Below are 14,274 nucleotides of genomic sequence, written 5' to 3' on the forward strand. Positions count from 1 at the left end.
TCCTCGTTCCTGCTGTTCGCGGAACGTGCGGAGAAAAAATACGGCATCTCGGCGCGCGACATACTGGTCGAGCTGGGCCGTCGCGGCACCGTAGGCGGACAGGAAGACATGATTGAAGACCTGGCACTGACCATGGCGAAAGAAAAGGGGTTGATCTAATGAGTCATGCCGTTACTGTTGATCCGGCTGGAAAAACCTTCGATGTACATGCAGGCGACAGTATTCTGGATGCCGGACTGAAGGCTGGTGTTGTGCTCAAGCACAGCTGCCGTGATGGCCAGTGTGGTGAGTGTCGCACGGAGCTGAAGTCAGGACAGGTGGAATACCCGGAAGGGCTGGAACTGAGCGAAACCGACAGGGCTGGTACAACCGTGTTGGCCTGTCAGGCTCGGCCGCTCAGTGATCTGGTGTTGCACTCGCCTGAAGTTACCAGCTTCGAAGGCGTGACGGTGCAGAAAGTGGCTGCTCGTGTGATGGGTAAAGAGCCACTTGCAGACGACGTGGTGAAGCTGACCTGCAAGCTGGCACCGGGAACCGTATTCAATTATGTACCTGGACAGTATGTCGATCTGACGATCAAGAATATCGTCACACGCAGTTATTCAATGGCAACTGCTGAGGCCGTGGATGGTTGTATCGAACTGCATGTGCGGCTGGTGCCGGGAGGTCAGGCGACGCCGATGATCTTTGAAGAGGTTCAGCTCAAGAACGTGGTGACAATCGAGGGGCCGTTCGGCACCTTCTATCTGCGTGACAGTGATGCCCCTGCCATCTTTTTGGCCAGTGGAACCGGTTTTGCACCGATCAAGGCTTTGATGGAACAGTTGATCGCCAGCGGCAGCGGGCGTCGGGTGCATCTGTATTGGGGTGGGCGTGCTGCGCAGGATCTGTACATGGACCACCTCTGCCGTCAATGGCAAGCTGAACTGGACTGGTTTGAGTACACACCTGTACTGTCAGATGATATATCCGGGTGGAGTGGCCGTACGGGATTTGTGCATGCAGCTGTCATTGAGGACTATTCGGATCTGTCTTCATATCAGGTGTATGCCTGCGGCGCACCTGTAGTGATCGACTCAGCTCGACGCGATTTCACAGCTCAATGTGGTCTGCAGGAAAGCAATTTCTTTGCAGATGCCTTCGTATAGCGGTTTTGACTGATCCCATTATCTCGCACCTGAACCAAAGTTGATTATCAAATAGTGAACTTAGTGTTGCATTAATGGTGCGTATGTAGAAAATACAGTACTGTACTGTATGTAAAAAACATAAAAACAAACGGAGCCATAGCGATGTCATTATTGAAAAAATCCACGCTGTTCAAAGCCACCATTGCTGTTACTGGTGCGTTGTTGACCTCCACAGCTTTTGCGGCAGAGGTGACCCTGCGTTACAACCAGTGGTTCCCTTCGCAGCACTGGTCACAGAAAGACGGCCTCTATAAGTACTTTGAAGAGATCGAAAAAGTGACAGAAGGGCGTGTCAAGGTACAGCCATCCGCCAAGCCGTTGGCCCCTCCGACTCGTAACTACCAGGCCGTTGTATCTGGCATTGCTGACCTGGCCTGGGGGCCTCATGGCTATGCGCCGGGTGCTTTCCCGTTGACTGAGATGGTTGAATTTCCGTTCACCAATATTGATGCAGGCGTCAGCTCGGCAGCATATTGGCGTGCATATGAAAAGTATTTCAAGGCAGCAGGGATGCATGACAATGTGCATACGCTGGCTGTACATGTGACATCCGGCGGCAATCTACATATGAAGTCGAGCCCGGTTGTTAATCCTGCAGACCTTAGCGGTAAAAAAATTCGTGTCCAGACCAGTGTTGTAGGCGATGCCTTGACCACGCTTGGTGCGGTGCCCATTTCGGGCTCTTTGTCAGAGCTTCGGGAGTTTCTGTCCAGAGGAATTATTGACGGAACTACACTCTCGGATGAGCTGCTGACTGGGTTCAAAGTAGATAACTACGTTGAGCACATTACACAAATACCGGGCGGCATATTTACAAATAGTACCTTTGTAATTGTGAACAAAGACAAGTGGGACCAGATAAGCCCTGCTGACCAGAAAGCAATTATGGATATTTCCGGAGAGAAACTGGCCGTGCGCATGGGATCTCTTTGGCATGAAAACGATGTTCTGGCACGTGCACAGCTTAAGGAGCGGCTGGGTGAAAATTATAAAGAAGCAGGCGAAGAGCTGAATGCGGCAATCGACAAGGCTTTTGAACCGGTGCGCGCTGATTGGTTCGATAAGGCGGAAGCCAATGGTGTTGATGGTAAAGCAGCTTTTGATTTCTACATGAACGAGATTAAACGTCTGAACTCTAAATGAGGATAAGGGCCATGCTGGAGCATGGCCCTTATACAGGGTTTCTTATGAGTATGTCCTTGTTGAAGGTGTTGGATTACATCTGTTCGAAGATATCAATGTTATCTCTTGTTGTTATGGCCGGGATAACCTTTGCAGATGTATTCGGACGTGTTTTTTTCAATAGCCCCATTGGTTTTGCTTATGAAGTGGTAGGTATATGCCTTGCGGTTTGTTTTTACTCAGGCCTGTATCATGTCCATAAGAAAAGAAAGCATGTCAAGATTGATTTGCTTGAGAAGATATTCAAGGGCAAAACTGGAATATTTCTCGCATGGTTCAGTTATATCATAGAGGTCGTTTTCTTTTCGGCTCTTGTTTATATGGTTTATATACAGGCTAAAGAGTCCAGGTTGTTTGGGGATGTGTTCATGTTCCTTGGATTGGAAAAGTGGATAATATTGGCGGTTATGGCTGGTTTTGCAATGGTTGCATTGATCAGTCTTTTGGTTGTTTACCCCGATAATAATCAGGAATAACAGGCGAAATTATGGTAATGCTTATAGCTTTTCTTTCACTTCTTTTCCTGTTGTTTATTCGTGTACCTATAGCAATATCGACGGGTGTAGTCGGTGTGCTTGGCCTGGCATATTATCAGGGTTGGTCGCCAGCAATGAGCCAGCTGGGCATGATTGCAACGGAAACGGTACTTTCCTATGAGTTTTCGGTTATTCCGTTATTTATTCTTATGGGTAACATCATCAGTCGCTCAGGCCTGGCTGATGAGTTATACAATGCCACTCATGCGTTGGTAGGTCATCTTAAAGGAGGCCTTGCAATCACGACGATAGGTGCATCAGGTGGTTTCAGTACTTTCTGTGGTTCCAGTTTTGCCACAGCTGCAACCATGACGCGTATTGCATACCCTCAGATGAAAAGATTCGGTTACAGCGATGGCCTTGCAACCGGATCCATTGCTGCGGGCGGGACTCTTGGTATTCTGATACCACCCTCCATTGCGCTGGTGTTCTACGGTATTATTACCGAAACTGATATTGGCAAGCTTTTCGTGGCAGGTGTTATACCTGGTATTCTAGGTGTCATCTTTTACGTTGCAGCTGTACTTTTTGTCGTTCATGTTCTGAAAGATAAATGTTCGGATGCGAGTGAAGCGACACTTAAAGAGAAGCTGTTGGCCATTCGGCAGTTGTGGGCCTTCACTCTATTGATTTTTATCGTATTGGGTGGGATTTACTTTGGGCTTTTCTCTCCGACAGAAGCGGCTGGTGTGGGATCTGTCGGCGCCATACTGATTACGTTGATCAGAGGACGAATGAGTTGGCAGAAAATGCGAGATGCTCTTGAGGATACAGCCGCAACTACAGTTGCGCTTGTGGCTATTCTGATCGGGTCGCTGATATTTGCAAACCTGGTTAATGTGTCCAATCTTCCATTTACCATCGTTCAATGGATGGAAAGTCTGAACCTGGGTCTGATGGGCGTCCTGCTTTTAATCCTGATGATCTATTTTGTTCTTGGAGCTGTTCTTGAATCCATTTCAATGCTGCTGTTAACAGTGCCGGTTTTTTATCCCATCGTTGAAGGAATGGGGATGGACCTTATCTGGTTCGGTATCATTGTGGTAATTGCAACAGAAATCAGCTTGATTACTCCCCCGGTAGGGCTGAACGTATTTGTACTCAAGTCAGTAGTGCCTGACGTTGATCTTAAAGTGATATTTAAAGGGGTGTTCCCGTTCCTTATCGCTGATATTTTAAGATTGGCACTTATTATTCTGTTCCCTGCGCTTTCTTTGGTTCTGGTTGAAATGATGTAGCTCCTGCGACGCCAATGGTTTTGGAACCGAGCCACCTCTCAATGAGGTGGCTTTTTTGTAGCAGGTTAGAGGTTCCTGAATTTGCAGTCAGACAGCGGGCAGTTGTCTGCCAGAAAGTGGGCTATGCGCTGAGCCCGTTCCTTGCGGACTTCCTCAGAAGAGAAGGGATCGACCAGAGATGTGGCAATCAGGAAAGAATATACCAGGTGTGCGAGATCATTCGCCTGACTGCTGGTGTGGCCAAGGTCGATAAATAATCCTTCGATGAAGCCGATTCTGTAGCTGTCCACTTCATTCACGGCAGCACGTGCAATTTCATCGCGCCGACCCCAGGCCCGAAGGGATATTTCAATTGATGCGGCTTCCTGGGCTTTATCGCCTTTCAAGGGAAGTGACATCAGCTCCATCAGCTGCTCTTTACTGTCCTGGGATTTCTGTTTCAGGCTATCGATGACGGCTTCAGTTGCTTTCAGCCTCCAGGTGTCCAGTATCGCTTGAAGCAGTTCTTTTCTGCTGTCAAAGTGGTAGTAGAAGCTGCCGCGCGTAATTTTCAGCTTCTTGGCAAGATTGTCCACGCGCACCATGTCTATGCCACTAGTGGCAAGCACTTTAGTGGCTGCATTTATCCAGTCGTTGCGTGATAAGCGCTTGGTAGCCATAGTACTGATTGATCCCTAGTCACTGTCCCAAATGATATGAGTATACAGCTTATAGGCAATATAGTGACTAGGCTGAATCTATTTCAGATAGAATTCATATTAAACAACGGGATATATCAGTCCACGTAAAGTCCATATGTGTATGTTTTGGATCAATTGTTGTCGCATGGCTGGCTCGTTGCCCGCAACTTCTCCCACGCTGCATACTGGCTCAGGAAAATCTCACCACTCAAGTCGTGCAGAAAGTGAGTGTCCTTGAGCTTGTCCATAACCGGCCCCTTGACTTCCGACAGGTGGAATTTCACACCGCTATCCATCAAGCGCTGATTAATCGCCTCAAGACTTTCAAGTGCCGAGGCGTCGATCAGGTTGACGGCCGGGCACATCAGTACAAGGTGTCGCAGCTCCGGGTTACGTGCCACCTGATCATAGATGAGATCTTCCAGATAGCGGGCATTGGCAAAGTAGAGGCTTTCATCCACACGCAGGGTGAGGATGTGCTGCTCGGTTTCGACCTGGTGTCGGTCGATATTACGGAAATGCTCTGTACCGGGTACTCGACCCACAATGGCACTGTGTGGTTTGCTGGTGCGATACAGGTAAAGCAGCACAGACAGGCCGACACCGGCGATGATGCCCAGCTCAACGCCATGTACCAGGGTCAGCACAATGGTGGCGAGCATGGCAGCGAAATCACTGCGTGAGTAGGCCCAGGTTCGTTTGAGTGCCCCCAGGTCAACCAATGACAGGACTGCTACGATGATGGTGGCCGCCAGCGTTGCCTTGGGCAGGAAAAAAATCAGGGGTGTCAGTACCAGTGTAGCCATTGCGATGCCGACTGCCGTGAAGGCACCCGCGGCGGGTGTTTCGGCACCGGCATCAAAGTTGACCACTGAGCGTGAGAAACCGCCGGTTACAGGGAAGCCACCGGACGCTGCAGCCGCAATGTTGGATGCGCCAAGCCCCACCAGCTCCTGATCCGGGTCGATTCGCTGACGTCGTTTGGCTGCCAGCGTTTGCGCGACTGAAACAGATTCAACAAAGCCGACAATGCTGATTAAAAGTGCGGATACAAACAGCTGCTTCCAAAGTCCCAGATCAAAAGAGGGCAGGGTCAGCCCTGGCAGCCCTGAAGGCACCTGTCCGACAACCTTCACGCCCTGTGCCTGCAGATCCAGTCCCCAGACAGCCAGTGTAGTGGCAACAACAGCCAGCACAGGCCCTGCCTTGGCGATAATGTCGGCAAGGCGAGGACCCAGCCCCACTTTCACCAGCAGAGGCTTGAGTTGCTTGCGTACCCAGAACAGAAAGGCGGTGGCGCTCACCCCGATGATCAGCGTTGGCAAGTTGATATGCGCCAGCTGGCCCGCCAGCGCCATCAGGATATCAAGCAGATTGTGACCGCCGGCATCGACACCCAGTATGTGTTTGAGCTGGCTGGCTGCGATGATCAGGCCGGAGGCGGTGATAAAGCCCGAGATGACCGGGTGGCTGAGAAAATTGGCCAGAATACCAAGACGAAACAGCCCCATCAGGATCAGGATGACACCGGACAAAAATGCCAGTGCGATGGCCGCTGCCAGATATTCAGCTGTACCGGCCAGCGCCAAATTGCCCACCGCAGCGGCAGTCATCAGTGAAACCACCGCCACAGGCCCCACCGCCAGGGTGCGGCTGGTACCAAAAATGGCATACGCCACCAGCGGCAGGATGCTGGCATACAGGCCGACTTCAGGCGGCAGCCCGGCCAGCAGGGCGTAGGCCAGCGACTGAGGAATCAGCATGATCGTGACGATCACGGCAGCCACCAGGTCGCTGGTCAGGGTTTCACGGTTGTAGACCTTGAGCCACTGTAATATGGGCAAGTAGCGTTGCAACATCAATCAGGCTTCCTGAGTCAGGGGGCTGTATAGGTGTTATTTCCGATCACCGAAGTCACAAGCCTGAGTGGCCTCGTGATCGGCGGGTCGGTGATTGAGAATCTCGGGCCCTGCCATCCACTCATGCCCTTTTAGCATGGCATTCCAGTAGATCCAGGGCAGCATTTTTTCCTTCAACAGCCAGGCAAAGCGGCTGGGTTCCTTGCCGTCGACCAGCCAGAGCGGAAAGCTCGGCTGCAGTTTGCCACCATAGCCGAATTCCGCCAGCACGATCTTGCCACGCTCCACTGTCAGTGGGCAGGAGCCGTAACCGTCGTAGATGGCTCGTGGCGCTTCTCCCTTTAGCGCCAGCAGAATGTTCTCGGCCACGACCGGTGCCTGCTTGCGCACGGCAGCGGCAGTTTTGGCATTGGGGGTGTTTCCGGCGTCGCCAAGCCCAAAGATATCGCCGAAGCGGCTGTGCTGAAGTGTTTCCGGATTCAGTTCAATCCAGCCGGCAGCATCCGCCAGCGGGCTCTCGCTGATCAGTTTCGGTGAGCGTTGAGGCGGGCAGACATGCAACATATCAAATGGTTTTTCGACCTCTTGGCTGTTGCCTTCTGCATCCGTAACCTTGAAAAGGGCAGTTTTGGCCTGTCCGTCCACTTGAATCAGATTGTTCTGATAGTTCAGGTTGATGCCGTACTTCTCCACGTATTTCATCAAAGCCGGCACATAATCGGCTACCCCAAACAGGGCAGCACCTGCCGTACAGAACTCGACTTCGATATCCTTCAGCACGCCCTGACGCATCCAATGGTCACAGGACAGATACATTGCCTTCTGCGGTGCGCCTGCACACTTGATAGGCATCGGTGGCTGAGTGAACAGGGCACGCCCCTTTCGAGTACTTTGTACCAGCTCCCAGGTATAGGGTGCGAGGTCGAACAGGTAGTTGGATGTGACACCGTTACGACCCAGGCTTTCACGTAACCCGGGTATTGCGTCCCAGTCCAGCGTCAGGCCGGGCGCGACCACCAAAATGCGATAGCCGATCTGTTCGCCGTCTTCCAGCAGAACCTGCTGCTGTTCGGGGCGGAACCCTGATGCGGCCGCATGGTACCACTTGACGCTGTCGGGCATGACTTTGCCCATCTGACGTACGGTCTCACGGCGTTCAAATACACCACCTCCGACCAGCGTCCAGCCCGGCTGATAGTAATGTTCAGAACGTGGTTCAATGATGGCAATATCCAGATCCGGCTGGCGCTGCAGCAGGCTGCCGGCGACTGACTGACCAGCAGCGCCGCCGCCTACAATCAGTACATCATGACGCTTGCGGCTGGCCGTATGCATGGCCTCAGCATGGCTGTGAGTACCCGCCAGAGCCTTGATGCGATCACGCTGTGCAGTCAGGTCATATCCGGCTGCTGCCGTGGTTTTGAGAATGGCGTCCACATCCAGACGTGGGGCTTCTGCCAGCGCCCACAGGGTGGTACAGCGAGTACCGGTACGGCAGAAAGCCAGTACAGGTCCATGCAGGCTGTTCATCAGTTCATGAAACGCAGCTACATCCGTATCGGTTATCTGGCCTGAAACCACAGGCTGATAGCGCCATTCCAGCCCATGCCGTTCGGCAGCGGCGCGGATGTCGTCGGTGTCCGGCTGGTCATGACTTTCCTGATCAGGCCGGTTACAGATGATCGCCTTGAACCCCATGGAGGCGGCGAGCCCCACATCGGCGGCCGTCAATTGGGAGCTGACACTGAGAAAAGGCGTAAGCTGATGAACTTCCATAAAACTCTCCCGCGGTACTGTTGTTATTATCGGTTTAGTTGGGACGGTTAAACTCAGAACAGATCGATCGGTACCTTGAGGTAAACCTGACCGTTGCTTTCTGCCGGCGGCATCTTGCCGGCACGCATGTTCACCTGCACGGAGGGCAGAATCAGGCGCGGCATATCCAGAGAGGCATCGCGTTCGGTACGCATGCGGACAAAATCAGCCTCGTTGATCCCTTCGTGCACGTGGACGTTGTGTGCGCGCTCTTCAGCCACGGTGGTTTCGTAAGCGTATTCATCACGGCCCGGTGCCTTGTAGTCGTGACACATGAACAGACGTGTTGCGTCCGGCAGAGTAAAGACTTTCTGAATCGACTGGAACAGGATATGGGCATCACCACCGGGGAAGTCACAGCGGGCGGTACCGTAGTCCGGCATGAACAGAGTGTCACCAACAAAGGCGGCATCACCAAAGACATAGGTCATGCAGGCCGGCGTGTGGCCGGGGGTATGCATCGCCTTGCCTTCCAGAGTGCCGATGCGAATGCTGTCGCCATCGTTGAACAGCGCATCAAACTGGCTGCCGTCACGGGCAAACTCGGTTCCGGCATTGAACGCCTTGCCAAAGGTGTCCTGCACGGTGGTGATGTGTGCACCGATACCCAGTTTTGCACCGGTTTTTTCCTGCAGAAACGGTGCTGCTGACAGGTGGTCGGCATGAACATGAGTTTCAAGAATCCACTCCACCGTCAGGCCCTGTTCGGCAATGAAGGTCAGAATGGCTTCGGCTGAACGGGTATCGGTTTTGCCGGCGGCATAGTCGAAGTCCAGTACGGAGTCGACGATGGCGCAGCTGGAAGAATCCGGGTCCTGAATCACATAGCTGTAGGTGAAGGTCGGTTCATCAAAAAAGGCTGTAACGATCGGTTGCATAATAAACCCCGCGTATATTCTTAATAGTTATATTCTTATAATATATTAATAGATACTAATCCTCATTGCACACTCTGCCAACCCCCTTGGGACTATGGAGATGATTGAGTGGCTAAATTGGATCAATGCAAGGCTGGGAAGTGGCTGGATGTGAAATGATACCGGCCGGGTGGATCCGGCCGGTGAAGGGGAGGGGTTATTCCTGTTTTGGGCCGACCCAGACCTGTTGAATATTCACGAATTCAAGGATGCCGTGGGGGCCAAGCTCTCGTCCGAGTCCCGATCGTTTGATACCGCCACTGGGCAGCCGAGGATCGGTTTTGACCAGTCCGTTGACGACCACCTGACCGGCCTCAATTTCTCGGGCCATCGCCTCGCCACGGCTCTGTTCGGTCCAGATTGAGCTGGCCAGACCGTATTCGGTGTCGTTGGCCAGTGCCAGAGCATGCTCTGCATTATCGGCCTTGAGTACCACGGCGACCGGGCCGAAGGTTTCTTCCCGGCAGGCGGTCATGTCATTGGTTACATCCACCAGCAGGGTCACGGGGTAGAAAAAACCCGTGCCCTCCGGTAGCTTCCCACCGAGCAGGCAACGGGCCCCGGCGGCAATGGTTTCATCCACCTGACGCGCCAGTTCGTTGCGCAGATCCTCTCGTGCAATGGGGCCTATGTCGGTTTCCGGGTCGGCCGGATCGCCCTGATTGAGCTTCTCCAGCCGGGTCTTGAGCAGTTCCACAAAGCGGTCATAAACCGAAGCCTCGACAATAATGCGCTTGGCCGCGATGCACGACTGTCCCGCATTGATGATGCGGGAGAAGCCTATCAGGTCCGCGGCCTGCTCCAGGTCTGCATCGGCCAGAACGATGGCCGGGTCAGAGCCGCCCAACTCCATTACAGCAGGCTTGATCTCGGATGCGGCCATTGCGGCGACCTTGCTGCCCCCGGCACTTGAGCCGGTAAAGGATACAGCCCGTATACCGGGGTGACGGATAGCGGCTTCCACATCCGGTGTCTGCAGGGGCAGATTCTGCATGATGCCTTCTGGTGCTCCTGCACGAGCGAATAGATCCACTATCGCTTCAGCACAGGCGGGCACATGGGGGTCGTGCTTGAGCAGGCATGTATTGCCCGCCATCAGGGCCGGTGCACAGAATCTGAACGCCAGCCAGAACGGAGCGTTCCAGGGCAGAATCCCCAGCACCGGCCCAAGAGGCAGGTGCTGGACATAACTGTGGCTTGCGTCCGAGGCCAGACTCACGGGCTGCAGGTAGCTTTCGGCATGCCCGGCATAGTGTTCGGCACACCAGGCAGCCTTGAGCACCTCACCCCGCGCTTCCTTAACCGGTTTCCCCATCTCGTCGGTCATATGACGGGCCAGTTCAACTTCTTCGGCCCGCATGAGAGCGGCGACCTGATGCAGAACCTCGGCACGCTCCGCAAAGCTGCGTGTGCGCCAGTCGGCAAAGGCCCTGTTCGCCATGTCGATGCGGCTGTTCATGCTGTCGCGATCCAGTGCGGGATATTCATGCAGCAGCTGACCGCTGGTGGGATTGATCACTCTGAGCATGTGGCTCTCCTTAGTGTTTCTTGCCGGATTTTTGCTTCGATGGATGCTTTTTGCCTTTGGTGTGGCAAGGCGTATCCGGTGGGGCAGAGCTCGCAGCCGTCATGACGGGCTCCCCGGTCTTGGTCGCTGCGCTGGCACCCGCTGCACCGGGCTTGATCACAAAGTCCTGTGGCATGTCCTCGAAAAACGAGCCACAGCCGTCATCGGTTATATAGAAGGTATCCGATATGCCACAGGTCTTGTCGCCATCCACACCCCACATCCAGGGGATCAGGTGGAAGGTCATGCCCGGCTCCAGCACCGAGCTGTCACCACCCTTGAGGCTCATGATGTAGCCTTCATCCCAGCTGGGCGGAAAGGCGATGCCGATGGAGTAGCCAGATCGGGTGATAAGGCGGGCACCTACATCGTTTTCGGTAATGATGGAACGCACAATGTGGTCAGCGTCAGATACGGTAAGCCCAGGCCTCAGCTCAGACCTGATGTGCTTGAGAGCACATTTCATGGTTTCCTGGGCCTTGTACATCGATTCACTCAGCTCACCGCAGATGACCGTGCGCATCAGGGCGGTGTGATAACGACGGTAGCAACCGCCCACTTCCAGAAATACATGCTCACCGGCCTGAACTTCACGTCCTTCCCAGGTGGCATGGCCAATCATGGTGCGCGGGCCAGAGGTGACGTAGGGCATCACGGCGGGAAAATCGCCGCCGGCCCGAAACATGCCGGCACTGATGGCAGCACCGATCTCGTTTTCGGTCACACCCGCCTGACAGGCCTCAATGCCGGCCTCCATCCCGGCACGGGCGGCACGGGCGGAGATGCGCATCACATCCAGTTCATGCGAGGACTTGCACTTGCGGCCTTCCTCCACGATGCCAAAGCAGTCCATCAGCCGCCCATCCTTGAAGGCCGTGCGAAAGTAATCCTGATGGTAGGCCGGGAAAAAATAGCTGTTACGCTCATAGCCCAGCACCTTTTTTGACAGGCCAAACTCTCGCAGCGATTCGATCAGCATCTGGATTGCATCGCCGGTGTCGGAATAGGGCCGCGTTTTTTCCACCCAGGTGCGGGCATGAACGTTAGACTCCTCCATCATCCGGGTGATCATGAATGGCTCGTCTTCCAGTGGTACCACCAGCGCCTGAAAATAGGAGTAGCCGGTGGTCTGGTAGTCGGTCAGATACATCAGGTTCTCGGGATCCGAAATGATCACCGCATCCAGCAGGCGTTTTGACATGCGCTGGCGCAGCTCATCGATGCGGCGCTCATATTCCTCGAACGGGAACGTCATATCATCGCGTTTGCGCATCAGGCAGCCTCCATGATTTTTATGACGGCGGCTTCCAGCCGGTTGAGACCGGTTTCCAGATCCTCATCGGGAATGGTCAGGGGAGGGATCAGTTTGATGACCCGACCACCAATACCACAGGGCCCTACCAATAGGCCTGTGTCAAAGCACTCACGGGCGATGGTTTTGGCCAGTGCGCCATCGGCCACATCCAGTGCCTGAATCATGCCGCGTCCACGCACGGCAAAGCCGGCGTCGGGGAAGCGTGATGCCAGTGACTGCAAGCGCTCATGAATCATTTCACCGCGCTCCCGGGTCAGTTGCATCAGCCGGTCATCTTCGAAGTAGCGCAGAGCTTCGCGCCCGGCCACAAAAGAGAACCCCTGTCCTCGGAAGGTGCCGGTATGCTCGCCAGGCTGCCAGTGGGCATCGTGCTCAGGCTTGACGAGATTCATCGCCAGTGGTGTGCCGAAACCGCCGATCCCCTTGGCCAGACAGATGATGTCTGGCTCCAGCCCGGTGTTGTCAAAGCTGAAGTAGCTGCCAGTGCGACCACAGCCCACCTGAATGTCGTCTACGATCAGCAGGGCACCGGTGTCCCGTGCCAGCTGTTGCAGCTCCAGCAGCCACTCGGTGCTGGCAATGTTGACCCCGCCTTCTGCCTGAATGGTTTCAATGATAAACGCGGCGGGCTGCTCGAAACCGCTGGAGCTGTTCTCCAGTGCTTCACGCAGGGTGTTCAGACACCCCATGCCGCAACCGGAAGTGGTCTCGAATGGTGCATGAGTGACGTGATTCAGGGGTACGCCTGCAGCCTTGCGGAACACCTGGTTGGCGGTACAGGCCAGCGAGCCCAGCGTCATGCCATGAAACCCCTGGGTGAAGGCGATAACTTCGGTACGACCGGTGACGCGACGTGCCAGTTTCAGCGCGGCTTCCACCGCGTTGGTGCCGGTGGGGCCCATGAACTGCAGCTTGTAGTTCATCTGGCGTGGTTCAAGAATGGTGTCCACAAAGGCGCCGATGAATTCACGCTTGACCGTCGTGCTCATGTCCAGACTGTGGGCAACACCGTCTGAGCGGATGAAGTCGATCAGGGCTTCCTTCATGTGCGGGTTGTTATGGCCAAAGTTCAGCACCCCGGCCCCGGCAAAAAAGTCGATATAACTTCGCCCCTGTTCATCCACCTGACGGGCGTTGGATGCGCTTGCAAACACGGTTGGGTAGGCACGGCAGTAGCCACGGATTTCGGATTCCCATTTTTCAAACAGATCCATGTCGATCTCCTTGTGTAGCCAATTGTGAAATGGAGCCAGGCAAGGCAGGGGCCTTGCCAAAGTTCGGACTGTTATGTGTTTGCCGGTGAGTCACCGGGTGGATGTACAGCTGAGATGTTCAATTGAGTGTTAGCGGAAAACGTACAGGCTTGCACAGCCCTGCAACTTCACCCTAGAAGAGAAAGTGCAGGGCAGCAAGTAAAGCGGCGTTTTTTATGTACAGAGACGTACGGTATGCTGCGAGCGCAGGGTTGGGTACGACCAATGGAATACGCGTTCTGATATTAAATCATAAATCCTTTGAAATCAGAGGGATGTGAGCGTAATGGGGCCGGTAGTGTGTGGGCAAAATTAAAGCCCAGGTGGGGTGTTCGCTTTAGCGGGGGCAACTACAGGAACCCACCGTAAGATTCATATCTTTGAGAATCAAAGATGGACTCCTAAGTGTCACACGCTGCCTAAGGATGATGTGATGCTAAAGCCCAAATGTCTGCCCTGCGCACATAGCGCACATTGCGGACATTCGCAGGAAGCAGCCGGCCGCTCCGTGCACCACAGGGCCTGTGGATAAGCTGCTTTAAGTTTCTGTGGTTACATACAGTGTATTGAAGGCCACGAACCTAGGATGCTTGTTTTGTCACGTGACTGTGCTCGTTTGTGACTGGTAACAGGCGGGAAAATCGTTCAGTATCAGGTAACTATGGTCTGGCCGTTGCAGGATAACACGCACGGCAAAGCTGCAAAACGCGCATGCTCGTTTT

The 14,274-nt window shown here is 54.0% G+C and carries 11 protein-coding genes and 1 pseudogene; 5 read left to right on the forward strand and 7 right to left on the reverse strand.

Annotation, left to right across the window (positions count from 1 at the left end; translation table 11 throughout):
• The 5 genes and pseudogenes from BLV48_RS18185 to BLV48_RS18205 all read left to right on the forward strand — a co-directional run.
• A pseudogene (locus BLV48_RS18185) lies at window positions 1-159 on the forward strand (4-hydroxy-2-oxovalerate aldolase); the annotation flags it as partial.
• On the forward strand, window positions 159-1,148 hold the full coding sequence (locus BLV48_RS18190) for a 2Fe-2S iron-sulfur cluster-binding protein (RefSeq protein WP_091828200.1): 990 nt from the start codon (window positions 159-161) through the stop codon (window positions 1,146-1,148). The pseudogene BLV48_RS18185 and the gene BLV48_RS18190, both read left to right, overlap by 1 nt.
• A 144-nt stretch (window positions 1,149-1,292) precedes the next feature.
• A complete protein-coding gene (locus BLV48_RS18195) occupies window positions 1,293-2,333 on the forward strand; it encodes a TRAP transporter substrate-binding protein (protein ID WP_206840561.1) in 1,041 nt (346 codons plus the stop codon).
• An 11-nt stretch (window positions 2,334-2,344) separates the two neighbouring features.
• Window positions 2,345-2,848, forward strand: coding sequence for a TRAP transporter small permease (locus tag BLV48_RS18200; RefSeq protein ID WP_175527734.1), 504 nt, complete (start codon window positions 2,345-2,347; stop codon window positions 2,846-2,848).
• Between the two features lie 11 nt (window positions 2,849-2,859).
• A complete protein-coding gene (locus tag BLV48_RS18205) occupies window positions 2,860-4,146 on the forward strand; it encodes a TRAP transporter large permease (RefSeq protein WP_309546615.1) in 1,287 nt (428 codons plus the stop codon).
• Window positions 4,147-4,211: 65 nt separating this feature from the next.
• Here BLV48_RS18205 and BLV48_RS18210 read toward each other — a convergent pair whose 3' ends face one another.
• The 7 genes from BLV48_RS18210 to BLV48_RS18240 form a co-directional block, all read right to left on the reverse strand.
• Window positions 4,212-4,805: a TetR/AcrR family transcriptional regulator gene (locus BLV48_RS18210; RefSeq protein WP_091828204.1), complete on the reverse strand. Its 594-nt coding sequence runs from the start codon at window positions 4,803-4,805 to the stop codon at window positions 4,212-4,214.
• Between the two features lie 152 nt (window positions 4,806-4,957).
• On the reverse strand, window positions 4,958-6,685 hold the full coding sequence (locus BLV48_RS18215; protein WP_175527735.1) for a SulP family inorganic anion transporter: 1,728 nt from the start codon (window positions 6,683-6,685) through the stop codon (window positions 4,958-4,960).
• A gap of 36 nt (window positions 6,686-6,721) precedes the next feature.
• Window positions 6,722-8,461: a bifunctional protein tyrosine phosphatase family protein/NAD(P)/FAD-dependent oxidoreductase gene (locus BLV48_RS18220; protein WP_091828206.1), complete on the reverse strand. Its 1,740-nt coding sequence runs from the start codon at window positions 8,459-8,461 to the stop codon at window positions 6,722-6,724.
• Between the two features lie 53 nt (window positions 8,462-8,514).
• Window positions 8,515-9,381, reverse strand: coding sequence for an MBL fold metallo-hydrolase (locus BLV48_RS18225; RefSeq protein WP_091828207.1), 867 nt, complete (start codon window positions 9,379-9,381; stop codon window positions 8,515-8,517).
• Window positions 9,382-9,574: 193 nt separating this feature from the next.
• Window positions 9,575-10,945 (reverse strand): NAD-dependent succinate-semialdehyde dehydrogenase, encoded by a 1,371-nt coding sequence (locus tag BLV48_RS18230; RefSeq protein WP_091828208.1) that lies wholly within the window; start codon window positions 10,943-10,945, stop codon window positions 9,575-9,577.
• Between the two features lie 10 nt (window positions 10,946-10,955).
• Complete coding sequence (gene doeA, locus BLV48_RS18235) at window positions 10,956-12,257, reverse strand: ectoine hydrolase (protein ID WP_091828209.1); 1,302 nt, start codon at window positions 12,255-12,257, stop codon at window positions 10,956-10,958.
• Complete coding sequence (locus tag BLV48_RS18240) at window positions 12,257-13,513, reverse strand: aspartate aminotransferase family protein (RefSeq protein WP_091828210.1); 1,257 nt, start codon at window positions 13,511-13,513, stop codon at window positions 12,257-12,259. The genes doeA and BLV48_RS18240 overlap by 1 nt, the downstream gene beginning before the upstream one ends.
• Between the last annotated feature and the right edge of the window lie 761 nt (window positions 13,514-14,274).

Source organism: Marinobacterium iners DSM 11526, assembly GCF_900107855.1.
GTDB lineage: Bacteria > Pseudomonadota > Gammaproteobacteria > Pseudomonadales > Balneatricaceae > Marinobacterium > Marinobacterium iners.

Coding starts and splice junctions, on each gene's coding strand:
- doeA (WP_091828209.1), bottom strand. CDS start 12,257: ATGCGCAAACGCGATGATATGACGTTCCCGTTCGAGGAATATGAGCGC.
- BLV48_RS18195 (WP_206840561.1), top strand. CDS start 1,293: ATGTCATTATTGAAAAAATCCACGCTGTTCAAAGCCACCATTGCTGTT.
- BLV48_RS18240 (WP_091828210.1), bottom strand. CDS start 13,513: ATGGATCTGTTTGAAAAATGGGAATCCGAAATCCGTGGCTACTGCCGT.
- BLV48_RS18200 (WP_175527734.1), top strand. CDS start 2,345: ATGCTGGAGCATGGCCCTTATACAGGGTTTCTTATGAGTATGTCCTTG.
- BLV48_RS18230 (WP_091828208.1), bottom strand. CDS start 10,945: ATGCTCAGAGTGATCAATCCCACCAGCGGTCAGCTGCTGCATGAATAT.
- BLV48_RS18215 (WP_175527735.1), bottom strand. CDS start 6,685: ATGTTGCAACGCTACTTGCCCATATTACAGTGGCTCAAGGTCTACAAC.
- BLV48_RS18190 (WP_091828200.1), top strand. CDS start 159: ATGAGTCATGCCGTTACTGTTGATCCGGCTGGAAAAACCTTCGATGTA.
- BLV48_RS18210 (WP_091828204.1), bottom strand. CDS start 4,805: ATGGCTACCAAGCGCTTATCACGCAACGACTGGATAAATGCAGCCACT.
- BLV48_RS18220 (WP_091828206.1), bottom strand. CDS start 8,461: ATGGAAGTTCATCAGCTTACGCCTTTTCTCAGTGTCAGCTCCCAATTG.
- BLV48_RS18205 (WP_309546615.1), top strand. CDS start 2,860: ATGGTAATGCTTATAGCTTTTCTTTCACTTCTTTTCCTGTTGTTTATT.